Raw genomic sequence first — 23,153 nt, 5'->3', positions numbered from 1 at the left:
GCGCCGCGTCCCTTCCTGCCCGATGGGCCGTTCGGCCCTGGCGGAGGCCGCGCCGCGCCAGGGGATCTGGGGGTCCACGACCCCCGCCGCCTGGATAACGGCCCGAAGGTCACGGATGGTGCCCCGCGCCGGATCGGCGCGGACCGGTGGCGAGCGCACCGGCCTCGCCTGCCCGGGGATCAGCGACGTTGCTGCACTACGGGATCACCGTGTCGCTCACTGTACGTTCGGTAGGTCACGGAGCGATTGAGGCTGGGCGACCTTCCCGCGACGAACGGCCTCGTCGCGGATCCGTTTGGGACGTCCGAAAGCCGAACGTCACCGGATAACCGGCTTGCCCGGGATTACCCTGCGTGACAGGGAACGGTGAGCACCGGGATCCGTACCACCTGCGGGAGGCGCACATGCGACAGCACACGATCCTCGCCCCGGTCGCCCTTGCCTCGGCGGCGCTGCTGGCGGCCTGCTCGTCCTCGCCGTCCGGGGGCGGAGAAGGCCGGACCCCGCCGCCGGCGTCCAGCACCCCGTCCGGGACGGCCGGCGGCGGGCCGGGCATGCCCCGCACCGTCACCGCCGGCCTCAAGGTGCCGTGGGCCGTGGCGTTCCTGCCCGGAGGCGACGCCCTGGTCACCGAACGGGACACCGCCCGGCTCCTGCGCGTCACGCCGTCCGGGCGCAAGACGGCGGTCGGCACGGTGCCCGGCGTGGACGCGCAAGGTGAGGGCGGCCTCCTCGGCGTCGCGGTCTCCCCCTCTTACGGCACCGACCATTTCGTCTACCTCTACTACACCGCCGCGTCCGACAACCGTGTCGTGCGCGCCACCTATGACACCCGTCTCGGCGACCTGAGGCCGATCGTCACCGGCATCCCCAAGGGCGCCGTCCACAACGGCGGGCGCCTGGCGTTCGGCCCGGACAAGATGCTCTATGTCACCACCGGGGAGACCGGCGAGGGCGGCACGGCGCAGGACAGGAACTCCCTTGGCGGCAAGATCCTCCGGGTCACCCCCGAGGGCGCGCCCGCGCCCGGCAACCCGTTCGGCGACCGCGTCTGGACCTACGGGCACCGCAACGTCCAGGGCCTCGCCTGGGACGGCGCGGGCCGCATGTACGCCACCGAGTTCGGCCAGGACCGCTTCGACGAGATCAACCTGATCCGCAAGGGCGGCAACTACGGCTGGCCGGTGGTCGAGGGTGTCGGCAACCGCAAGGGCTTCACCGACCCGCTGCTGACCTGGACGACCGGCCAGGCGTCACCGTCCGGCCTCGCCTACGCGAACGGTTCCCTGTGGGCCGCCGCGCTCCGCGGCGAGCGCCTCTGGCAGGTCCCGCTGGCCAACGGCAAGGCAGGACGCCCCATCTCCCGCTTCCAGGGCCGCTACGGACGGCTGCGCGCGGTCGTCCGCGCCCCGGGCGGCTCGCTGTGGGTGACCACCAGCAACCAGGACGGCCGAGGCACCCCCCGCCCAGGCGACGACCGCATCCTCACCGTCCCCCTCCGCTAACCCCCACATTCCGGCTAACGCACAGACACCCGGCCCGGCCGGAACGTTCAGAATCACCGGAAGTCCGCACACGGAGACGCCCAGCCTCGCCGGTATGCCCTAGACCACCCGGAACGCTCGCTCGTTCGGGGTCCGCCGACGCATCCGGGCCCCGCCGAGCGTCCCGCAATGGCTGAGACGCCCGGCCCCGCGAATGCGCCTTGCACCACTAGCGGGACGCCCGCTCAACCCGGCTCGGGTCGAGCCGACGCCTTCCAGGCTTCGCCGGGCGTCCCGCTAGGGGTGGGACGCCTCGGCGAATGCTTGGGGCCGGGCCCGCGGGTCAGGAAGCGCCGAGCTTCTCCAGGATCAGCTCGCGGGCGCGGCCGGCGTCGGCCTGGCCGCGGGTGGCCTTCATCACCGCGCCGACCAGGGCGCCGGCGGCGGCGACCTTTCCGGCGCGGATCTTGTCGGCCACGTCCGCGTTGCCGGCGATCACCTGGTCGATGACCGAGGACAGCTCACCGTCGTCGCTGACGACCTTCAGGCCGCGCGCGGCGACGACCTCGTCCGGGCCGCCCTCGCCCGCGAGGACGCCCTCGAACACCTTGCGGGCCAGCTTGTCGTTCAGCTCGCCCGCAGTGATCATCGCCTGGACGCGGGCGACCTGCTCGGGCGTGATCGGCAGCTCGGCCAGTTCGACGCCCTGCTCGGTGGCGCGGCGCGACAGCTCGTTCATCCACCACTTGCGGGCCGCGGCGGCGTCGGTGCCCTGCGCGACCGTCGCCTCGATGAGGTCGACGGCGCCGGCGTTCACGACGTCCCGCAGCTCCAGGTCGGACAGGCTCCACTCCCGCTGGATGCGGGTGCGGCGCGCCGCCGGAAGCTCCGGCAGGGTGGCCCGCAGCTCCTCGACCCACTCCCGCGCCGGCGCCATCGGCACCAGGTCGGGCTCGGGGAAGTAGCGGTAGTCCTGCGCCTCCTCCTTGCTGCGCCCGCTCGTGGTGCGGCCGGTGTCCTCGTGGAAGTGCCGCGTCTCCTGCACGATGGAGCCGCCGGCGTCCAGCACGCCCGCCTGCCGCTCGATCTCCGACCGGACGGACCGCTCGACCGACCGCAGCGAGTTGACGTTCTTGGTCTCGGTGCGGGTGCCCCACTTCTCGGCGCCGCGCGGCATCAGCGAGACGTTGACGTCGCAGCGCATCGAGCCCTGCTCCATGCGCACGTCCGACACGCCGAGCGACCGGACCAGCTCGCGCAGCTCCGTCGCGTACGCCCGCGCCACCAGCGGCGCCCGGTCGCCGGTCGCGGGGATCGGCTTGGTGACGATCTCCACGAGCGGGATGCCCGCCCGGTTGTAGTCGACGAGGGAGTACTCGGCGCCGTGGATGCGCCCGGTCGAGCCGCCGACGTGCAGCGACTTTCCGGTGTCCTCCTCCATGTGGACGCGCTCGATCCCGATCCGGTACGTCTCGCCCTCGACCTCGACGTCCAGGTGGCCGTCCACGCAGAGGGGCTCGTCGTACTGCGAGATCTGGAAGTTCTTCGGCATGTCCGGATAGAAGTAGTTCTTCCGGGCGAACCGGCACCACTCCACGATGTCGCAGTTCAGCGCGAGGCCGATCTTGATGATGCCCTCGATCGCGGCGTGGTTGGTGACCGGCAGCGAACCCGGCAGCCCCAGGCACACCGGGCACACCTGCGTGTTCGGCTCCGCGCCGAACGCCGTCGGGCACCCGCAGAACATCTTGGACGCGGTGCCGAGCTCGATGTGCGTCTCGATGCCGAGCACCGGTTCGTACTTCGCCAGCGCCTCGTCGTAGTCCATCAGGGCCGGAGTGGTCACTTCGCCTCCACCAGTTCCGGGGCCTCGGCCAGCAGCGGGCCGCCCCAGCGGTCTTCGAGGGCCCGCTCGACGGCGGCGCCGACGCGGTAGACGCGGTCGTCGCCGAGGACGGGGGCCATGATCTGCAGGCCGACGGGCAGGCCGTCCGACAGGCCGCACGGCACCGAGATCGCGGCGTTGCCGGTGAGGTTGGCCGGGATCGTGCACAGGTCGGCCAGGTACATGGCGATCGGGTCGTCGGCGCGCTCGCCGATCGGGAACGCGGTGGTCGGCGTGGTCGGCGAGACCAGCACGTCCACCTGCTCGAACGCCGCCTCGAAGTCGCGCTTGATCAGGGTGCGGACCTGCTGCGCCTTGCCGTAGTAGGCGTCGTAGTAGCCCGACGACAGCGCGTAGGTGCCGAGCATGATCCGCCGCTTGACCTCGGGCCCGAAGCCCTCCGCGCGGGTCAGCGCCATGACCTCCTCGGCGCTGCGGCTGCCGTCGTCGCCGACGCGCAGGCCGTACCGCATCGCGTCGAAGCGCGCGAGGTTGGACGAGCACTCCGACGGCGCGATCAGGTAGTAGGCGGGCAGCGCGTAGGAGAAGTTCGGGCACGACACCTCGACGACCTTCGCGCCGAGGGACTCCAGCAGCTCGACCGCCTCGTTGAAGCGCGCGGACACGCCCGCCTGGTAGCCGTCGCCCGCGAACTCCTTCACGACCCCGACGCGCAGACCGTTGACGTCGGCGCGGCGCGCGGCCTCCACGACCGGCGGGACGGCCTGGTCGACGGAGGTGGAGTCCATCACGTCGTGGCCGCTGAACGCCTCGTGCAGCAGCGCCGCGTCCAGCACGTTGCGCGCGAACGGGCCCGGCGTGTCGAGCGAGGACGCGAACGCGATGACGCCGTAGCGGGACGAGCCGCCGTAGGTGGGCTTCATGCCGACGATGCCGGTGACGGCGGCGGGCTGCCGGATGGAGCCGCCGGTGTCGGTGCCGGTGGACAGCGGCGCCTCGTAGGCCGCGACCGCCGCCGACGACCCGCCGGACGACCCGCCCGGGACGCGTTCCAGGTCCCACGGGTTGCGGGAGACGAAGTAGGCGCTGTTCTCCGTGGAGGAGCCCATCGCGAACTCGTCCATGTTCGTCTTGCCGAGGATCACCAGCCCGGCCTGCCGCAGCCGCGAGGTCACGGTCGCGTCGTACGGCGGCCGCCAGCCCTCAAGGATCTTGGACCCGGCGGTGGTGGGCATGTCCGCGGTGGTGAACACGTCCTTGTGCGCGATGGGGACGCCGGCCAGCGGGCCGAGCTCCTCCCCCGCCGCGCGCCGCTCGTCCACCGCGCGGGCCTGCGCCAGCGTCGTCTCGCGGTCGACGTGCAGGAACGCCTTGACGCTGCCGTCCACCGCCGCGATGCGGTCCAGGTGCGCCTCGGCCACCTCGACGGCCGACGCCTCACCCGAGGCGATCAGCTCCCCGAGCTCCGCCGCGCTCTTCCTCACCAGCTCACTCACGGCTCAGGCCTCCTCATCGAGGATCCGCGGCACGCGGAAGCGCTGCTCCTCGGCGGCCGGGGCGCCGGCGAGGGCCTGCTCGGGCCGGAGGCACTGCCGCACCTCGTCCGTCCGGTAGACGTTGGTCAGCGGCAGCGCGTGCGAGGTGGGCGGGATGTCCTCCGCCGCGACCTCCTGCACCCGCGCGACCGCGGAGATGATCTGGTCGAGCTGGGCGGCGAGATGGTCGAGCTCATCGTCGCCGAGCGCCAGCCGGGACAGCCGGGCGAGATGCGACACCTCGTCACGGGTGATGGCGGACATTGAAGAAACCGTTCCTGCGATGAAGTGGGTTCACGGCCATCCTATGGGCCCGCGCCCCCGCACCCCGACCCGTTTCCGCGGGCGTGCCCTCGGCGGGCCGGCGAGGTCGCCCGTTTCATCCCCGCACGGAGGGAACGCTTCTTGCGTCCATCCCCGGGACGAGCGAGAGGAGACCGCCGTGACCATCGGCGGCAGCATCGCCCTGATCATTATCGGCGCGATCCTGGCATATGCAGTCAACTACGACATCAGCGGCATCGACATCCGGCTGGTCGGCGTCATCCTGATGATCGGCGGCGTCATCGGCCTGGTCATCGGCATCGTGCGGATGATGTCCGCCCGCCGCGCCGTCGACCGCCGGCCCCCGCCCGCGGCCGTGCGCGAGGAGTACTACCCCGACGAGTACGAGGCCCGCCGCCGCTACTGACCGCGGCACCGCGGTCACGTCGCACGCATCGCGGCCGTCAACGCGCGGGGCCGCGCCCCACCGAGGCGCGGCCCCGCGCGGGCGTCCGTCGGAGGCGACGCCCGCTCCGGCGCCGGACGCGCCTGTGGCCGGTGGCGGCCCGCCGTGCCGGTCAGGCGCCTCCGGGGGCCTTGACCGAGGGGACGGCGAAGGAGTACAGCCAGTCGGTGGCGGTCGCGGCGTCCATGGGGCGGCAGAAGTGCCAGCCCTGGGCGGCGTCGCAGCCCATCTCCCGCAGCCTCTCGGCGGTGGCCGGGTCCTCCACGCCCTCGGCGACCGAGCGCAGGCCGAGCGTGCGGACGAGGTCGACGATCGAGCGGACGATGACGGCGTCGTCGGCCGAGTCGCCGAGGCGCCGCACGAACGAGGAGTCGATCTTGATCTCCTCGACGGGCAGGCGCTTGAGCCGCACGAGGGAGGAGTAGCCGGTGCCGAAGTCGTCCAGGCTGAGCGGGATGCCGAGCTCGGCGAGGGCGCTGACGGTGTCGGAGGCGTAGGCGGGCTCGTTCATCAGGATGCGCTCGGTGATCTCCAGCTGGAGCGCGGCGGCGGGCAGGCCGCGGGCGAGCAGGCCCTCCTCGATGACCTCGGTGAGCCCGGTGTCGAGCAGGTCGCGTCCCGAGGCGTTCACCGCGACCTGGACGGGGATGTCGGCCCGCCACCACGCGGCGGTCTGCGCGAGCGCGGCCTGCACGACGTAGTGGGTGATCGAGCGCATCAGGTAGGTCTGCTCGGCGACCGACAGGAACGCCTCGGGTTCCAGGAGGCCCTTGTCGGGTGGCGCCAGCGGAGCAGGGCCTCCATGCCGACGAGGTGGCCGTCCCGCAGCGAGATCTTCGGCTGGTAGAACAGCTCCAGTTCGGAGCGGTCGATGGCGCGGCGCAGGTCGCCGAGCATGCTGAGGCGGGCCGGGGAGTTGCGGTCCTTGCCGGGCGAGTACGTCTCGACGCCGGTCCGGGCCTCCTTGGCGTTGTACATGGCGACGTCGGCGCGTTGCAGCAGCAGCTCGAAGTCGGGCGCGTGGTCGGGGAACAGCGCGATGCCGACGCTGGCCTCCAGGTCGAACGACATGCCGTCCAGCCGGACGGGTTCGGAGAGCGCGGCGCGCAGCCGGGCGGCGACCTCGCGGGCGGCGGCCTCGTCCCGCACGGTGGGCAGCAGCACCGCGAACTCGTCGCCGCCGAGCCGCGCCACGAGGTCGCCGGGGCGGACGCTGTGGGTGAGCCGGTGCGCGACGAGCTGGAGCAGCCGGTCGCCGGTGGGGTGCCCGAGGGTGTCGTTGACCTCCTTGAACCGGTCGAGGTCGAGCAGGAACAGACCGGCGCGATGGTCCGGCGGATCGGCCGCCTTCCGCCGCCGGGCCCCGAGGCCCGCGGCGCGCGGGAGCCGCCGTTCCGCGCCGCGCGCCTCGGCGAGCGCCTCCTCGGTGCGGACGATCAGCAGCTTGCGGTTGGGCAGGCCGGTGAGCCCGTCGTGCAGCGCCTGGTGCTCGCGCCGGACCGAGACGGAGGCGTTGAGGTAGACGGCGATGAACGGCAGGACGATCAGCGGCACGAAGAGGGCGGACCGGTCCATCGCGACGACCATCAGCGGGGCGAGGCCGAGCAGCGCCAGGTGCACGAGGACCTGGTAGGCCAGGTCCCAGCGGAGCGCCTTGACGAGCGAGACGCGGGCGTGCAGCGCGACGGCGGCGCCGACGAGGGTGTCGTTGCAGACGAAGTAGACGGCGCCGGCGAGCGCGATCGCGGGCAGGTCGGAGCCGTGCGGCACCCACAGCCGCGAGGGTGTCGCGAGGTCGCCGGCGAGCGCGAGGACGAGCTGGGCGGCGGCCAGGCTGAGGGTGTACTGCGCGACGTTGAAGGCGATGCGGTGCGGGGAGCGGGAGCGGAAGATCCCGCAGGTGATCACGGCGACGGCCTGGAGGGCGGCGGCGATGGGCAGCCCGGCGTACAGCAGCGCGGCGAACGAGAACGTGGTCGAGGTCGTGGCGCCGTTGTTCTCGGTGCTGCCCGGCGTGATGATCGGCCGCAGCTCGCCGAAGATGATGAAGCAGCCGAGGATCCAGAACAGGGGGGTTCCCGCGAGCGCGTCCAGGTCGGCGCGGGTCAGCCCGGAGAACGCGGCGGCCGCGGCGGCGACGCCGAGCAGGATGACGACGACGAAGTAGATCCACAACGGGGAGCCACGGCGTGGCGCCGTGTTCCGCGTGTTGTTCGGGTCCTTCATCACATCCTCGGGGGGCTGACGGGGGGCCGGCCCCCGGCACCGGGCGTCCCCGACCTCGGGGGACGCCCCCCGGGTGTTACGTCCGGAGATTTCAGGTGTGGGTCGTGATGTGAGGGAGGGTACGGCCTTCGCTCAACTTCGCGAAACCGGTTGCGTACGTTCCGTTATTTCCTTTCCACGTCCGTCCCTCGTCGCTGGGTAGTGGAAGTGTACCCCTGAGTAACGCAACCCTGGTCGAACTACCCGCAACCACGCCGTGTTAGGCGTCGGCGCGCATAGTTACGTTTTTGGCCGCATCTGGCCCATCGGAGAGGAGGACCCGGAAACCGTCCTCGGCCAGGACCGGCACGCCCAACTTGACCGCCTTGTCGTATTTCGACCCTGGACTGTCCCCGACGACCACGAAGCCCGTCTTCTTCGACACCGACCCGGACACCTTCCCGCCGAGCCGCTGCACCGCCTCCGTCGCCGAATCGCGGCTGAACCCCTCCAGCGATCCGGTGATCACCACGGTGACGCCCTCCAGCGGGCGCGGCCCCGCGGCGCCCTCGTCCCGCATCCGGACACCGGCGGCCCGCCACTTGTCGACGATCTCGCGGTGCCAGGGCTCCTCGAACCACTTCTTGATCGACGCGGCGATGGTGGGCCCCACGCCGTCGACCGCGGCGAGCTCCTCCTCCGTCGCCTCCGCGATCGCGTCGAGCGAGCGCATCTCGCGCGCGAGGTCCTGGGCGGCGGACGGCCCGACATGCCGGATCGACAGCGCCACCAGCACCCGCCACAGCGGCTGCCGCTTGGCCTTCTCCAGCTCCTCGAAGAGGATCTCGACCGTCTTCTTCGGCTCGCCCTCCTTGTTGGCGAAGAACGACACCACCTTCGGCTCGCCGGTCTTCGGGTCGGTCTTCACCGTCCCGGTCCGCTGGTCGAGGACCAGGCTCCTGATCGGGAGCAGCTGGTCGACGGTGAGGTGGAACAGGTCGCCCTCGTTCTTCACCGGCGGGTCGCTCGGCTCCAGCGGCTGGGTGAGCGCGGTCGCCGCGACGTAGCCGAGCGCCTCGATGTCGAGCACCTTGCGGCTCGCCAGGTAGAACAGCCGCTCGCGCAGCTGGCCGGGGCAGCTCCTGGCGTTCGGGCAGCGGATGTCGACGTCGCCCTCCTTCTCGTACGCCAGCTCCGTCCCGCACTCGGGGCAGGTCGCCGGCATGGCGAACTCGCGCTCGGACCCGTCGCGCAGCCCGGTCACCGGCGCGACGATCTCGGGGATGACGTCGCCCGCCTTGCGCAGCACGACCGTGTCGCCGATCAGCACGCCCTTGCGCCTGACCTCGCTCGCGTTGTGCAGCGTCGCCCGCTCGACCGTGGACCCGGCGACCTTGATCGGCTCCATCACCCCGTAGGGCGTGACGCGCCCGGTCCGCCCCACGCCGACCCTGATGTCGAGGAGCCTGGTGTTGACCTCCTCCGGCGGGTACTTCCACGCGATCGCCCAGCGCGGCGCCCGGCTCGTCGACCCGAGCCGGCGCTGCAGCGCGAACTGGTCGACCTTGACGACGACCCCGTCGATCTCGTAGGCGGTGCCGTGCCGGTTCTCGCCGTACTCCTCGATGTACTCGCGGACGGCGCCGAGCCCGCCGACGACCTTGTAGCGGTCGCTGACCGGCAGGCCCCAGCCGCGCATCAGCTCGTACGCGCCGGACTGGCTGTCGGGCTGCCTCCCGCCCCGCCACGCGCCGAACCCGTGGACGAGCATGCCGAGCGGCCGGTGCGCGGTGACCCGCGGGTCCTTCTGCCGCAGCGAGCCCGCCGCCGCGTTGCGCGGGTTGGCGAAGGGCTCCTTGCCCGCCTCGATCTGGACCGCGTTGACCTGCTCGAACCCCTCGACCGGAAGGAAGACCTCGCCGCGGACCTCCAGCACGTCCGGCCAGCCGTCGCCGGCCAGCCGGTCCGGGATGTCGGCGATGGTGCGGACGTTGTTGGTGACGTCCTCGCCGGTGCGCCCGTCACCGCGGGTGACCCCGCGCACGAGCCGCCCCTTCTCGTACGTCAGCGCGATCGCCAGACCGTCGATCTTCAGTTCGCACAGGTAGCCGGCGACCTCGCCGACCTCCTTGACGACCCGCTCGTCCCAGGCGAGCAGCTCGTCGGCGCTCATCGCGTTGTCGAGGCTCTGCATCCGCTCCAGGTGCTGGACGGTCGCGAAGTCGGTGACGATGGGCGCGCCGACCCGCTGCGTCGGCGAGTCGGGCGTGACCAGCTCCGGATGCCGCTCCTCCAGCTCGCGGATGTCGCGCATCATCCGGTCGTACTCGGCGTCGGAGAGCGTCGGCTGGTCGAGGACGTAGTACCGGTAGTTGGCCTCGTCGAGCCGCTCGCTCAGCTCCTTGTGGCGCTGCCGCGCCTCGGTCGGAACGCCGTCGCTCATGGTCATGCCCCCATTCTCGCCAACGGGACCGACAATACGAGCCCTCGCCGCGCCCTTCTAAAGAGCCGCTTCGTGGAGCATGCGGGCGGTGTCACGGCAGCGCTTGAGGGCCGCGCGGACGTGGCGGGGGGAGGCGCCCGCCATGCCGCAGGCCGGGGTGATCACGACTTGTTCGGCCAGCCGCTGGGCCGGGAAGCCGAAGCGGCGCCACAGCTCCCGGACCGGCTCGGCGGTCTCCTTGAGGGACGGCAGGGCGGCGTCGGTCGCGGGCACCGCGCCGAGGAACAGGGCGATCCCCGCGTCGATCGCCTCACCCACCGCGTCGTCGTCGCGCCTCGGCACCAGCCGCAGGTCGACCGAGAGAGCCTTCGCCCCGGCGCCGCGCAGGAGGTCGTAGGGGACGTTCCGGGCGCAGCAGTGCACGACGGGGTAGGCGTCCGCCGCGTCGATCACCGTGCGCAGTGCGTCCTCGGCGACCGGCGCCTCGATCGCCCGGAGCCGCGAGAACCCGCTGGCGGTCGGGACGGTCCCGGCGAGCGCGGCGGGCAGGCCGGGTTCGTCCAGCTGGAGGACGATCTGAGCCGCCGGGAGCCGCCGCCGGACGTCGGCGACGTGCCCGGCGACGCCCTCGGCCAGGGAGGCGGTCAGGTCCCGGACGGCGCCGGGGTCCTTCAGCGCCCGGTCGCCGTGCCGCAGCTCGATCGAGGCGGCCAGCGTCCACGGCCCGCAGACCTGGATCTTGAACGGCCCGTCGTGGCCGCCCGCGACCTCCTCCAGGACGTCCAGGTCGCGGGCGAGGTGGTCGCGGGAGCGCTGCGTGTCGCGTCCCGGGCGGTCGGAGAACCGCCAGCCGGACGGCTCCAGGTGCACGGGCATCTCGACCAGCAGCCCGGCGGTCCGCCCGGCGAGGTCGGCCCCGGCGCCGCGGGCGGGCAGCTCGGGCAGGTGCGGCAGCTCGGGCAGCTCGCCGAGGACGATCCGCAGCGCCTCGGCCGGGTCCTCCCCCGGATACGACCCGACGCCGGTCGCCGTCCCGGCCCGCCACGGAAAGCTCGTCACCCTGCAAACCCTATCGGCGCCGCGGCACGGCGATCACAGCAGCGCGGCGAGCCGGTCGAGGTGGCGGAGCGTGCCGTCGGCGCCCGCCGCCTCCAGCTCGGCGACGGCCTCCGACCTGCCCGGGACGGCGAACACCGTCAGCCGATTCCCTCGTCGGTCACGGACGTCGAGACACCGAACCGCATCGCATCCTCCCAGGAGATCGTCCCGGGACACCCTGGTCAGGCGGGGACGCGGGCGGTCTCGGCGATCGTGGCCGACCCGAGGACGCGGTCGCCGTCGTAGAGGACGGCGGCCTGGCCGGTCGCCACGCCCCGGGCGGGGGTGGTGAGGCGGACGCGCAGCTCGTCCCCGGTCTGCTCGGCCGTGCAGGCGTAGACCTCGCCGTGCGCGCGGAGCTGGACCTGGCAGTCGAACGGGCCCCGCGGGGCCTCGCTCAGCCACACCGGGCGCTCGCCGGTGAGCTCGTGGACGTCCAGGGACTCGCGCGGCCCCACCGTGACGGTGTTCGTGACCGGGGAGATGTCCAGGACGTAGCGGGGCCGCCCGTCCGGCGCCGGGGTGCCGATCCGCAGGCCCTTGCGCTGGCCGATCGTGTAGGCGTAGGCGCCGTCGTGCTCGCCGACCTCGTTGCCGTCGGCGTCGACGATCGGGCCGGGCGCCGACCCCAGCCGCTCGGCGAGGAAGCCGCGCGTGTCGCCGTCGGCGATGAAGCAGATGTCGTGGCTGTCGGGCTTGTCGGCGACCTGGAGGCCGCGCCGCTCAGCCTCCAGCCGGATGTCGGCCTTGGAGGTGTCGCCGAGCGGGAACAGCGCGTGCGCGAGCTGCTCGGGCGTGCAGACGGCCAGCACGTAGGACTGGTCCTTGCCCGCGTCGACGCCGCGCCGCAGGACGCCGCCGTCCAGCCGCGCGTAGTGGCCGGTGCAGACGGCGTCGAACCCGAGCGCCATCGCGCGGTCCAGCAGCGCCGCGAACTTGATCTTCTCGTTGCAGCGCAGGCACGGGTTCGGGGTGCGGCCCGCCGCGTACTCGCTGACGAAGTCCTCCACCACGTCCCGGTGGAAGCGCTCGGCGAGATCCCACACGTAGAACGGGATGCCGATCACGTCGGCGGCGCGGCGGGCGTCCCTGGAGTCCTCCAGGGTGCAGCAGCCGCGCGCCCCCGTCCGGTACGACCGGGGGTTGCTGGACAGGGCCATGTGGACGCCGGTCACATCGTGCCCGGCCTCGGCGGCGCGGGCGGCGGCCACGGCGGAGTCGACGCCGCCCGACATGGCGGCAAGTACGCGAAGGGGCATAGTCCTTCGAGCGTACGCGGCGTGGCCCGGTCCCCCGACTCCATTTCCGCGTACGATTGGGGCCGCTATGGGAATCTTCCGTCGTCCGCGCGAGGCGTCCGCCGCCGCACCGCCCGCCATCAGCGAGTTCTGGGAGTGGTGGGCCCAGGCCCGCCCGACGATCGAGGCCTCGCTGGCCGCCGGGCCGGAGCAGTCCGAGGAGTCCGATCCGGCCGTGCCCGGCGAGGGCCTGTCCGCCGACACGATGGAGGAGCTGTCCCGCCGGGTCCACAGGATCCACCCCGGGCTCCAGTGGGAGATCGGGGGCGCCGACGACCGCAACCCCTCGCTGACCGTCACCGGCGGCGGCGATCCGGAACTGCGCGGCGTGACCGAGCGCTGGGCGCGCTCCGCCCCGGCCGGCTCCGCCGCGGGCGGCTGGAGCTTCCACCCGTCCCGCCAGGCCGACCCGGAGATGCTCGGCCAGGACCTCATCCTCGGCGACCACGAGTTCGACCTGGAGTACGTCCGGCTCGGCATGCGCGCCGACGCCGACCGCGCCCGCGTGCACATCACCGCCTACCACCCCGACTTCCTGTTCGTCTCCGAGGAGCAGCAGCTCCAGGTCGCCCTGAACGTCCTGCACTGGGCGCTCGGGGAGGACGACGTGGCCCGCTGGATCGGCGAGGTCTCGATCGCGACCGAGGCGCCGATCGACTCCCTGCCGCCGTCCATGCTGTCCGCGGTGGTGGAGCAGATCTCCGAGCCGTTCGCCGAGCCCGCGTGGCTGACCGGCGAGGGCCGCACGCCCCGCGGCCACCCCGCCCGCCTCGGCGCCCGGTTCCCGCTGCACCGGCAGGACTACCCGCTCTGCGACCTGCATGTGGCGATCAGCGTCCCGTACGCCAACAGCAACCCCGACCGGCTCCCCGTCGAGCCGTCGTCGGGCGCGCTGCGCGCGTTCGAGAAGAAGCTCGCCAAGCTCGGCGACCGCGCCGTCCTCGCCGTCCGCGAGACCGGCGACGGCCTGCGCGTCTTCCACCTGTACGCCGACCCCGACTCCGGCGTCATCTCCGAGCTCGACCAGCTGGCCGCGGGCTGGTCGGAGGGCAAGGCCAAGGTCGCCTCCACCAACGACCCCGGCTGGCGAGCCCTCGCCCCCTACCAGCCGTAACGCCCGGGGGACTAGTTGCTCGCGTCTACCTTGCGGTAGCGGGCTTCGCAGAAGTTGTAGAGGCCGAAGGTGATGACGCCGAGGGCTACGGCGGCCAGGCCCCAGGGACCGGCGGGGGTGGAGGCGAACTCGCGGAGGGCGCCGTCCAGTCCCTGGGCCTTGTCGGGCTGGAAGCTGACGGCCGCGTAGGCGAGGAAGGCGCCGACGGCGGCGATCACGAGGCCGCGGGCGGTGTTGCCGACGATCGCGAGGGGCTTGACGACGCGGCGGGCGGTCCCGCCCATCTCCCACGACTTCAGTTCCTTCATGAACTTGTGCCGGAAGGCGTTCACGACCATGACCGCGCCCACGACGACGAAGCCCACCGCGACCGCCAGGACGAGCCAGCGGCCGCCGGGCGCGTCCATGAGCCGCGCGGTGTAGGTCTTGGACTGCTTGTCGCTCGACGAGCCGTGGTGGCCGAAGAGGAACGCGAGGGTCCCGGCGAACGCGACCGCGTAGATGACGGCGCGTGCGGCCGACATCAGGCGCTTGGTCGCCTTGTCCCCGTCCGGGACGGGGCGGCCGAGCAGGGCCTCGGCGACCTGCCAGAGGACGAGCGCGGCGAAACCGACCGCCATCAGCGCGATGAGGACGACGCCGCCCGGTTTGTCGGCGATGGTCTCCAGCGCGCCCGTGCGGTCGGCCTCCTTCCCGCCTCCGCCGAGGGCGACCTGGAGGGCCAGCCAGCCGATGAGGAGGTACAGCAGGCCGCGCGCGACCAGCCCCACCCGGGACATGTGGTGGAACCAGGGGTGTCCCGCCGCCTGCTTGAGCCCGTCGCTCACATCCGTCGTCACGGGCACGCTGTCCCCGTTCAAGGGACGGTCAAACCAGGGTCAGCTGAGGCCCGCGCGGCGGGCGCGCTCGACGACCGGGCCGATGGCGTCGGCGAGGGCCTTCACGTCGGCCTCGGTGCTGGTGTGGCCGAGGGAGAAGCGCAGCGAGCCGCGGGCCCGCTCGGCCCCGGCGTCCATGGCGACCAGGACGTGGCTGGGCTGGGAGACGCCCGCCGAGCACGCCGAACCGGTGGAGCAGGCGATGCCGCGCGCGTCCAGCAGCATGAGCAGGGCGTCGCCCTCGCAGCCGGGGAAGGAGAAGTGCGCGTTCCCGGGGAGGCGGTCGTCCGGGTCGCCGTTCAGCACCGCCTCGGGGACGGCGTCCCGCACGGCGGCGATCAGCTCGTCGCGCAGCCCGGCGAGGCGGGCCGCCTCGGCCTCGCGGCGGGCGACCGCGGCCTGGACGGCGGCGGCGAACCCGGCGATGGCGGGGGCGTCGAGGGTGCCGGAGCGGACGTCGCGCTCCTGCCCGCCGCCGTGCAGCAGCGGCACCGGGTCGAGGAACACCGGCGGCTTCGGCTTGGCCAGCAGCAGGGCGCCGACGCCGACCGGGCCGCCGAGCTTGTGGCCGGTGATGGTCAGGGCCTGCGCGCCGCTCGCCGCGAACCCGACGGGCAGCTGCCCCGCGGCCTGGACGGCGTCGGTGTGCAGGGGGACGCCGCGCTCGCCGGCGGCGGCGGCCAGCTCGGCGACGGGCTGGACGGTGCCGACCTCGTTGTTGGCCCACATCACGGTGGCGAGGGCCACGTCGTCGCCGGAGCCGAGCAGTTCGCGCAGGGCGTCCGGGGTGACGCGGCCGAGCCCGTCCACCGGGACGACGTCGACCCGGGCGCCCTCGTGGCCGGCGAGCCACTGGACCGCGTCCAGGACGGCGTGGTGCTCGACGGCGCCGACGAGCACGCGGGTGCGGGCCGGGTCGGCGGCGCGGCGCGCCCAGTAGATCCCCTTGACCGCGAGGTTGTCGGCCTCGGTGCCGCCGGAGGTGAACACGACCTCGCTCGGGCGGGCGCCGAACGCCTCGGCGATGAGCTCGCGGGACTCCTCGACGACGCGCCGGGCGCGCCGGCCCGCCGCGTGCAGCGAGGAGGGGTTGCCGAGCTCGCGCAGCTCCGCCGTCATCGCCTCGATGGCCTCGGGCAGCATCGGGGTGGTCGCCGCATGGTCGAGGTAGGTCACCACGCGGACAACAGTATCCGCGCCCTTCCTGTTCCCTCCCGGGGCCCGGCGGGACGGCCGGAACCCGCCCCCTGACAGGGTGGAATAGCCGGGCGCTGCCCGCTGTTGGCCGTATACCGTCCAGCCGGTACAGTAAGGACGTCATGAAACGGGAAGCCCTCTTGGACGCCGCAGAGTCCGTGCTCTTCGAGCAGGGGACGCAGGCGCTGACGCTCAGCGCGGTCGCCGACCGCGCCGGCGTCAGCAAGGGAGGGCTGCTCTACCACTTCCCCAACAAGGAGGCGCTCGTCCGGGCCATGGTGGCGCGGGTCATCGAGGAGTTCGACGGCCTGATCGCCTCCTACGACGACGGCACGCCGGGGTCCTACACCCGGGCCTACGTCGAGGCCACGTTCGAGATCCTCACCGGCGAGGCCCGCGCCTACCGGCGGTGGTCGGCCATCACGGCCGCGGCCGCCGACCCCGAGCAGGCCGAGCCGCTGAACGAGGCGATGCGCCGCTGGCACGGCCGCGACCCGGCGGACGATCCCGACCCGGGCGACGCGGCGGTCGTCCGGCTGGCGGCCGAGGGCCTGTGGGAGGTGGTCAGCCATGATCCCGGGCTGTACGACGCCGCGCAGCTCAGAGCGCTGAAACAGCGGCTTCTGGGGTTGCTGGAGCGCTGACGCCGGGGGCGCGCACGCGCCCCGACCACCCTTCCGGACGCTCCGGACCCGCACGGGTTTGGAGCGTTCCATGACCCACGTCACACGACGGCGCACGTCCCGCGACGGCGCACGTCGCGGGCGACGCATGCCACACGCCGGGGTGAGCCCCGCCGAGACGAGAAAGAGGTGAACAATGCTGTTCCGTGCCCGTTCGGGGACGTTCCTGACCTTCGCGCTGGCCGGTCTGCTGACCGGAGTGTGGGTGGCGCGCATGCCCGCGCTGGCCGGCAAGTTCGGGACGAACGAAGGCGAGATCGGCATCATCGTCCTCGTCTGGGGACTCGGCGCCATCGCCGCCATGCAGGCGCTGCGCGGCGTGATGGCGCGGGCCGGCAGCCGCACCGTCCTCCGGGTCGCCCTGCCGCTGACGGGGCTGTCGTACGCGGCGGTGGCGCTCGCCCCCACCTACGGCGTGCTCCTCGGCGCCGTCGCGCTGTTCGGCATGACGTTCGGGATCACCGACATCGCGATGAACGCGCAGGGCAGCGTCGTCGAGCAGGCGTACCGCCGGTCCGTCATGAGCGGCATGCACGCCGGATGGTGCGTCGGCGCGATGAGCGGCGGCCTGTTCGGCGTCGCCACCGCCGCGGCCGGATTCGGGTTCACCGAGACCGTCCTGGTCACCGCGGTCCTGTCGGTGCCCGCCGGGCTCGCGCTCGGCCGCACCTACCTGCCCGACCCCGCCGCGTCCGCCGCGTCCGGGACGGGCCGCAGGGCGCGCCGGATGCCCGCCGCCGTCTACCTGATCGGCGTCCTCGCGTTCATCGCGTTCATGACCGAGGGGTCGATCGCCGACTGGAGCGGGCTGCTGCTGCACGACGAGCTCGGCGCGACCGAGGCCGTCGCCGCCGCCGGCTACCCGGTGTTCGAGCTGGCGATGCTGCTCGGGCGGCTCGTCGGCGACCGCGTCCGGATGCGGGTCGGCACCCGCCGGCTGCTGGTCGGCGCGGGCCTCGGGACCGCGGTCGGCATGACCATCGTCGTGCTGGCCCCCGTCCCGGCGGTGGCGATCGCCGGGTTCTTCGTGACCGGGCTCGTGGTCTGCACGGTCGTGCCGACCACGATCTCGCTGGCGGGCTCCGCCGCTCCGGACCGTCCCGCCGCGGCCGTCGCCCAGGTCGGCGCGATGGGCTACGGCGGCCTGCTGCTCGGCCCGGTCGTGGTCGGCTTCCTGTCGGAGGCGACGTCCCTGCGGGTCGGCGTCGGCGTGGTCGTGGTGCTGGCGCTGCTGATCGCGGCGGGCGCCCGGTACGCGCCGCTGCGCGCGACCGCGGACATCTCCGTCCCCGCCCCGGCCGAGCCCGCCGCACAGGCCCCGGCGGCGGGCGACTCCCGGCCGGAACCCGTCGCCGCCTGAGGCCGCCATCCGATATAACCGCTTCCACAACGGGTGCATGGGGGCGGTATGGGCGGCTGGCGGGTTCCTGGCTACAGCGAGATCCGAGTGCTCGGCGAGGGCGCGCAGGGCCGCGTCGTGCTCGCGCGGCACGACGCGACGGGACGCCCGGCGGCGATCAAGTACCTGGCGCCGTCCCTCGCCGGGGACGCCGAGTTCCGCGAGCGGTTCCGCGGCGAGGCCGACCTGCTCAGCCGGCTGCGCAACCCGTTCGTCGCCCAGCTGTTCGGGCTCGTCGAGACCCCGGACGGCGCGGCGATCGTCATGGAGGCGGTGGACGGGGCGCCGCTGAAGTCGGTGCTCGCCGAGCGGGGGCCGCTGGCGCCCGAGGCCGCCCTCGCGGTGCTCAAGGGCTCGCTGCTCGGCCTCGCCGCCGCGCACGGCCTCGGCATCGTCCACCGCGACTACAAGCCCGCGAACGTGATCGTGCGCGGCGACGGGCTGAGCAAGCTGATCGACTTCGGCATCGCGGTGGACGCGGGCGCGTCCGGGCGGTCGGGGACGCCCGTCTACATGGCCCCCGAGCAGTGGCGGGACGAGCCCGCCTCCCCCGCCACCGACGTGTACGCGGCGGCGTGCGTGTTCTACGAGTGCGTGACGGGACGCCGCCCGTACACCGCCGAGAACCCGGCCGGGCTGATGGGCCGCCACCTCACGGCCCCGATCCCGGTGGGAGACCTCCCCGGGCCGCTCCGCCCGCTGATCGAGCGCGGGCTGGCGAAGAACCCGTGGGACCGTCCGATGGGCGCCGCCGCGTTCGTCTCCGAACTGGAGTCGGTCGCGGCGGGCGCGTACGGGCCCGACTGGGAGGGCCGCGGCGTCCGCACGCTCGCGGGCGCCGCCGCGGCGCTGTCGGTGCTCTTCCCCCTGACGGCGCTCGGCCTCGGCGGGGGCGGCGCCTCGGCGGGGGCGGCCGGGGCCGCGGGCGCCGCCGGGGCCGCCGGGTCGGGGGGCGCCGCCGGGACGGGCGGCGCCGGCGCGGCGGGCGCGGCGGGCAAGGGCGTCATCGGCACGCTCGGCGTGAAGGGCACGGCGGCCGTGGCGGGCGGCGCCGCGGCGGTGGCCGTGGGCGGCGGCGCGGCGGTCTACGTCGCCACGGCGGAGGAGGCGCCCAAGCCGATCGTCGCGCGGCTGGTGGCGCTCAGCGAGCCGCGGCGGGACATCGGCCGTGGGACGACGTTCCAGGCGCAGGGCCGCGTCGCGCGCGTCACGGGCGGGGACGCCGCGCTCAACCGGAAGATCAACCAGGCGTTGCGGGCGCCGCTCGAACAGCGCTGGGCGAAGACCCGCAACGGCCTGAAGGACATCGGTCGCGGCGCCTACACCGACGTCGTGACGCCGGAGATCCTCCTGCGCGGCGACCGGCTGCTGTCCGTCTGGTACAAGGTCGAGCTGCGCGGGGAGCGCGGGACGGGCTGGGACCAGTCGCAGGCGGCGACCGTCGACCTGCGGACCGGCGCGTCCTACCGGCCGCTCGACCTCTTCCGCACCCCGAGCGGGCAGGGCCTCCAGCCGCTGGACCGCAGGATCAAGGCCCGCCAGCCCGGCGGCGCCTACTGCGGCAGGGGCGGGCCGAGCGGCGCCGGCCTGCCGCAGGGCACCGACAACCCGTCCGCGTTCGTCAGGTCCGGCGAGGTCACCATGGCCCTCACCCCGACGGGGCTGCGCGTGGCCTTCTACCTCTCGACCCTGGGGTACGAGTCGGCGTGCGGGCAGCTGGACGACGTGCTGCCCTACGCCCAGGTCGGCGACATGCTGAAGCCCGCGCTGCTGAAAGCCGTCCCGTACCCGGCGCCGAAGCGCTCCTGAACGGCGAAGGCCCGGCGACCGGAGCGTCGCCGGGCCGTCCGCGTGAGATCACTTGCGCTTGCTGATCTCCTCGGTGAGCTGCGGCGCGACCTGGAACAGGTCGCCCACCACGCCGAAGTCGACGAGCTCGAAGATCGGCGCCTCGGGGTCCTTGTTGACCGCGACGATGGTCTTCGAGGTCTGCATGCCGGCCCGGTGCTGGATGGCGCCGGAGATGCCGACCGCGATGTACAGCTGCGGCGACACCGTCTTGCCGGTCTGGCCGACCTGGAACGAGTGCGGGTACCAGCCGGCGTCGGTCGCGGCGCGGGAGGCGCCGACGGCCGCGCCGAGCGAGTCGGCCAGCCCTTCAATGATCTTGAAGTTCTCGGCGCCGCCGACGCCGCGGCCGCCGGAGACCACGATCGCGGCCTCGGTCAGGTCCGGGCGCTCGCCCTTCTCCTGGACGACCTTCTCCACGATCCGGGCGCCCTTGTCGGCGTCCGAGAGCGTGACCGACACCTGCTCCTCGGCCGGGGTGGCCGGGGACGCCTCGGGGGCGACGGAGTTCGGCCGCACCGCGATGATCGGCGTGCCCGTCCGCACCTTGGCGTGCGCGATGATCGCGCCGCCGAAGATGGAGTGCTCGCCGACGAAGCCGTCGGCGACGTCCACGACATCGGTGAGCACGCCGGAGCCGGTCTTGACGGCGAGCCGGCCCGCGATCTCCTTGCCCTCGCCGGTCGCGGCCAGCAGCACCGCGCCCGGGGACTTCTCGCTCACGAGCTGGGCCAGCAGCGCGGCCTTCGGGGCGACGACGTAGGAGGCCAGCTCCTCGTCGGCGGCCACGTAGACCTTGCCGGCGCCGTACTCGGCGAGCCTGTCCTTGGCGTTCTCGTAGCCCGGGCCGACCCATACGGCTGCGGCCTCGCCGAGCCGGTTCGCCAGCGTCAGCAGTTCGAGCGTGACCTTCTTGACCTCACCGTCGACGTGGTCGACGAGGACGAGAATCTCGGCCATGGTTGCTAATCCCCTTCCTCGGTCAGACGAACTTCTTCGACGCGAGGAACTCGGCGATCTTCGCACCGCCGTCGCCCTCGTCGGTGACGATCTCGCCCTTCGCGCGCGGCGGCGCCTCGGCGAAGTCGACCACCTCGGTCGCGGCGTTCGCCAGGCCGACCCTCGACGCGTCGATGCCGGCGTCGCCGAGGCCGAGCGTCTCGACCGGCTTCTTCTTGGCCGCCATGATCCCCTTGAACGAGGGGTAGCGCGGCTCGTTGATCTTCTCCACCACGGACACGACCGCGGGCAGGCTGGCCTCGACCCGGTCGAACCCGTAGTCGGTCTGCCGCTGCACCTTGATGGACGTCCCGTCGATCTCGACCTTGTTGGCGAGCGAGAGCTGCGGGACGCCGAGGCGCTCGGCGAGCATCGCGGCGATCATGCCGGTGCGCGCGTCGGTGGACTCCGCGCCGAGGACGACCAGGTCGAACCCGGTGCGGCCGAGCGCCTGCTCCAGCGCGTACGAGGTCTGCAGCGCGTCGGAGCCCGCGAGGCCGTCGTCGAGGAGGTGGACGGCCTTGTCGGCGCCCATGGCCAGCGCCTTGCGGATGGAGTCGGTGGCCTTGCCGGGACCCATGGTGAGGACGGTCACCTCGCCGCCGTGGGCCTCCTTGATGCGCAGCGCCTCTTCGATGGCGTATTCGCAGAGTTCGTTGATGACTCCGTCCGCCGCGGCGCGGTCGAGCGTGCTGTCATCGGACTTCAGCTTGCGCGGGCTCTCCGTATCGGGAACCTGCTTCACCAGGACGACGATGTTCATGGCCGGTGGCCGACCTCCCTGCACTCAGTTGGCCGCTGAGGTAAGCGGCAGAGGGGCGCCGCCCATGGCGGGTCGACGCGGACATGCGCTTTCGCAGTCACAGCCTGCCAAACACCCGAACGTGCTTCGGAGCCGGGTCCCCGGTTCGGCCGTGCACCCTAATGTTACTCGTCGGTAGCCTACTGGCAAATCCCAGTTCGTGAGACCTTACCCACGTGTACGGCGGGTTTGCGGAGCATGAGGCGTCCCGAACCGGACGTGACGGGCATCATGCCTCACACCCCGTTGACGGCGTGCTGAAGGCGGTCCATCGAGCCCTCCAGCGTCCGCTGCAGACCGTAGGTCGGGGAGAAGCTCGGCGTCAGCGTCATCGCGCCGACGCCGACGAGCAGGCACAGCACTCCCAGGCCGACGACCGCGGCGGCGACCGCGCGCGGCCGCCGCGCCACCGGCAGGAACATCCGCTCCAGCTGGCGCCGCGGAGCGCTGACGCCCGGCGCCGTCCACAGCACGGCGGCCCCCGCTCCGGCGCCGAACGCGCATGCGGTGAGCGAGTCCAGCTTCCCGCCGACCGCCGACACCGCGGCGAGCCCGAGCGGGACGGCGACCGTGAACACCGCCGCGTAGGGGACGGTCAGCAGCGTCCGCCCGACCGCCCCCGCCCAGCCGCGCGCCGTCGTGCCCGCCACCCGCAGCAGCGTCACCGCGGCCAGCGTCAGGACGAGCCCCGCGATCGGCAGCATGATCACGACGCCGACGCCGGCCACCACGACCATGGCCGCGAGCAGCCGTGCCCAGCCCTGCGTCACCGCCATATCATGCGCCGCCGACCCGTACGCCTCGGACTCGTGCGCCGGGGACCCGTACGCCTCGGACTCGTGCGCCTCCGGCTCATCCGCCGCGACGGGGGGCCCTGCCGGGCCGCCCGCCGGGGCCTGCGGCGCGAGCGCATCGGCGGCGGGACGTGCGGCGGGAGCCGCGGCGGCGGCCGGAAGCTCCAGGCGGGACGCCGCCTCCGCCAGCTCGTCCGCCGACGGGCGGGCGCCCGGATCCGGACGCGAGGCGGCCGCCACCAGCGGGCGCAGATCGGCGGGCAGCGCCTCGGCGGGCGCGTCCGGACGGCCGGTCGCGGCGAACGCCACCGTGGCCGCCCACGCGCGGACGTCGTCCCCCGCGTCGGCGCCCGCGGTCAGCGCGAAGTCGACGACGACCGGCGCGTCGTCGACGACCAGGACCGTCTCCGGCCCGAGCCCGCCGTGCGCGAGGCCGGTCCGGTGGATGGCGGCGAGGGCCTTGGCCAGCCCGAAGGCCATGCGGCGCAGCGCGTCCCCCGACATCGGCCCCCGCCCGGCGACCGTCTCGGCGAGCGGACGCCCGGGGACGAACCGGAAGACCACGTAGGGGCGCGGGCCGGCGGCCTCGCCGTCCAGGACGTCCGCCACGTAGGGGCTGAGCACCTCGCGCATCCGGGGGACGTCGGGGGCGGCGCCCGGCGGCAGGAGCCGGATCGCCACGTCGCGGCCGTCGGGGCCCGCGGCGCGGTGGACGTCGCCGGTTCCGCCGCCCAGCCTGGACAGCAGCCTGTACGGACCGATGTGCGCCTGGTGGCTCGTCTCACCGCTCATAATGGGTC

General features: G+C 73.5%; 17 protein-coding genes and 1 pseudogene. 6 read left to right on the top strand and 12 right to left on the bottom strand.

Features of this window, described 5'->3' with window-relative positions:
• The first annotated feature begins 404 nt into the window (after nt 1–404).
• Nucleotides 405–1,505, top strand: coding sequence for a PQQ-dependent sugar dehydrogenase (locus BKA00_RS00180; RefSeq protein ID WP_185022989.1), 1,101 nt, complete (start codon nt 405–407; stop codon nt 1,503–1,505).
• A gap of 322 nt (nt 1,506–1,827) precedes the next feature.
• Here BKA00_RS00180 and gatB read toward each other — a convergent pair whose 3' ends face one another.
• The 3 genes from gatB to gatC are packed head-to-tail and all read right to left on the bottom strand — an operon-like array spanning nt 1,828 to nt 5,129.
• A complete protein-coding gene (gene gatB, locus BKA00_RS00175) occupies nt 1,828–3,312 on the bottom strand; it encodes an Asp-tRNA(Asn)/Glu-tRNA(Gln) amidotransferase subunit GatB (protein WP_185033474.1) in 1,485 nt (494 codons plus the stop codon).
• Nucleotides 3,313–3,326: 14 nt separating this feature from the next.
• Nucleotides 3,327–4,826, bottom strand: a complete 1,500-nt coding sequence (gene gatA, locus BKA00_RS00170; RefSeq protein WP_185022988.1) for an Asp-tRNA(Asn)/Glu-tRNA(Gln) amidotransferase subunit GatA — start codon at nt 4,824–4,826, stop codon at nt 3,327–3,329.
• Between the two features lie 3 nt (nt 4,827–4,829).
• A complete protein-coding gene (gene gatC, locus BKA00_RS00165) occupies nt 4,830–5,129 on the bottom strand; it encodes an Asp-tRNA(Asn)/Glu-tRNA(Gln) amidotransferase subunit GatC (RefSeq protein WP_089312976.1) in 300 nt (99 codons plus the stop codon).
• Nucleotides 5,130–5,307: 178 nt separating this feature from the next.
• Here gatC and BKA00_RS38500 point away from each other — a divergent pair, with 178 nt between their 5' ends.
• The gene (locus BKA00_RS38500) at nt 5,308–5,556 is read left to right on the top strand and encodes a DUF6458 family protein (protein WP_185022987.1); all 249 of its coding nucleotides are present in this window, start codon (nt 5,308–5,310) and stop codon (nt 5,554–5,556) included.
• Between the two features lie 151 nt (nt 5,557–5,707).
• Here the strand turns inward: BKA00_RS38500 and BKA00_RS00155 are convergent.
• The 4 genes and pseudogenes from BKA00_RS00155 to mnmA all read right to left on the bottom strand — a co-directional run bounded on the left by BKA00_RS00155 (nt 5,708) and on the right by mnmA (nt 12,600).
• Nucleotides 5,708–7,170 (bottom strand): annotated as a pseudogene (locus BKA00_RS00155) (putative bifunctional diguanylate cyclase/phosphodiesterase).
• 910 nt (nt 7,171–8,080) lie between these two features.
• Entirely contained in the window at nt 8,081–10,249 is a 2,169-nt protein-coding gene (gene ligA / locus BKA00_RS00150; RefSeq protein WP_185022986.1) for an NAD-dependent DNA ligase LigA, read from the bottom strand.
• 51 nt (nt 10,250–10,300) lie between these two features.
• Nucleotides 10,301–11,302: a methionine synthase gene (locus BKA00_RS00145; RefSeq protein WP_185022985.1), complete on the bottom strand. Its 1,002-nt coding sequence runs from the start codon at nt 11,300–11,302 to the stop codon at nt 10,301–10,303.
• Nucleotides 11,303–11,523: 221 nt separating this feature from the next.
• On the bottom strand, nt 11,524–12,600 hold the full coding sequence (gene mnmA / locus BKA00_RS00140; RefSeq protein ID WP_185022984.1) for a tRNA 2-thiouridine(34) synthase MnmA: 1,077 nt from the start codon (nt 12,598–12,600) through the stop codon (nt 11,524–11,526).
• Between the two features lie 67 nt (nt 12,601–12,667).
• On the opposite strand from mnmA, the gene BKA00_RS00135 reads away from it, so the two are divergent.
• Nucleotides 12,668–13,753: a DUF695 domain-containing protein gene (locus BKA00_RS00135; RefSeq protein WP_185022983.1), complete on the top strand. Its 1,086-nt coding sequence runs from the start codon at nt 12,668–12,670 to the stop codon at nt 13,751–13,753.
• An 11-nt stretch (nt 13,754–13,764) separates the two neighbouring features.
• Here BKA00_RS00135 and BKA00_RS00130 read toward each other — a convergent pair whose 3' ends face one another.
• Nucleotides 13,765–14,592, bottom strand: coding sequence for a DUF1206 domain-containing protein (locus BKA00_RS00130; RefSeq protein ID WP_230299137.1), 828 nt, complete (start codon nt 14,590–14,592; stop codon nt 13,765–13,767).
• Nucleotides 14,593–14,631: 39 nt separating this feature from the next.
• Entirely contained in the window at nt 14,632–15,807 is a 1,176-nt protein-coding gene (locus BKA00_RS00125; RefSeq protein ID WP_185033470.1) for an aminotransferase class V-fold PLP-dependent enzyme, read from the bottom strand.
• A gap of 143 nt (nt 15,808–15,950) precedes the next feature.
• Here BKA00_RS00125 and BKA00_RS00120 point away from each other — a divergent pair, with 143 nt between their 5' ends.
• The 3 genes from BKA00_RS00120 to BKA00_RS38120 all read left to right on the top strand — a co-directional run bounded on the left by BKA00_RS00120 (nt 15,951) and on the right by BKA00_RS38120 (nt 19,719).
• The gene (locus tag BKA00_RS00120) at nt 15,951–16,472 is read left to right on the top strand and encodes a TetR/AcrR family transcriptional regulator (RefSeq protein WP_185022982.1); all 522 of its coding nucleotides are present in this window, start codon (nt 15,951–15,953) and stop codon (nt 16,470–16,472) included.
• Between the two features lie 175 nt (nt 16,473–16,647).
• Nucleotides 16,648–17,871, top strand: coding sequence for an MFS transporter (locus tag BKA00_RS00115; RefSeq protein WP_185022981.1), 1,224 nt, complete (start codon nt 16,648–16,650; stop codon nt 17,869–17,871).
• Between the two features lie 48 nt (nt 17,872–17,919).
• On the top strand, nt 17,920–19,719 hold the full coding sequence (locus BKA00_RS38120) for a serine/threonine-protein kinase (RefSeq protein WP_221492961.1): 1,800 nt from the start codon (nt 17,920–17,922) through the stop codon (nt 19,717–19,719).
• 48 nt (nt 19,720–19,767) lie between these two features.
• Here the strand turns inward: BKA00_RS38120 and BKA00_RS00105 are convergent, their stop codons facing one another.
• From BKA00_RS00105 to BKA00_RS00095, 3 genes are all read right to left on the bottom strand, one after another.
• Nucleotides 19,768–20,718: an electron transfer flavoprotein subunit alpha/FixB family protein gene (locus tag BKA00_RS00105; RefSeq protein WP_185022980.1), complete on the bottom strand. Its 951-nt coding sequence runs from the start codon at nt 20,716–20,718 to the stop codon at nt 19,768–19,770.
• 22 nt (nt 20,719–20,740) lie between these two features.
• Nucleotides 20,741–21,520, bottom strand: coding sequence for an electron transfer flavoprotein subunit beta/FixA family protein (locus tag BKA00_RS00100; protein WP_185022979.1), 780 nt, complete (start codon nt 21,518–21,520; stop codon nt 20,741–20,743).
• Between the two features lie 275 nt (nt 21,521–21,795).
• Nucleotides 21,796–23,145 (bottom strand): hypothetical protein, encoded by a 1,350-nt coding sequence (locus BKA00_RS00095; RefSeq protein ID WP_185022978.1) that lies wholly within the window; start codon nt 23,143–23,145, stop codon nt 21,796–21,798.
• Nucleotides 23,146–23,153: the final 8 nt, after the last annotated feature.

Origin of the sequence: Actinomadura coerulea (assembly GCF_014208105.1) — a bacterium.
GTDB classification, from domain to species: domain Bacteria; phylum Actinomycetota; class Actinomycetes; order Streptosporangiales; family Streptosporangiaceae; genus Spirillospora; species Spirillospora coerulea.
The sequence above is the reverse complement of the archived record's forward strand: the minus strand, read 5'-3'. Positions and strand labels throughout refer to the sequence as shown.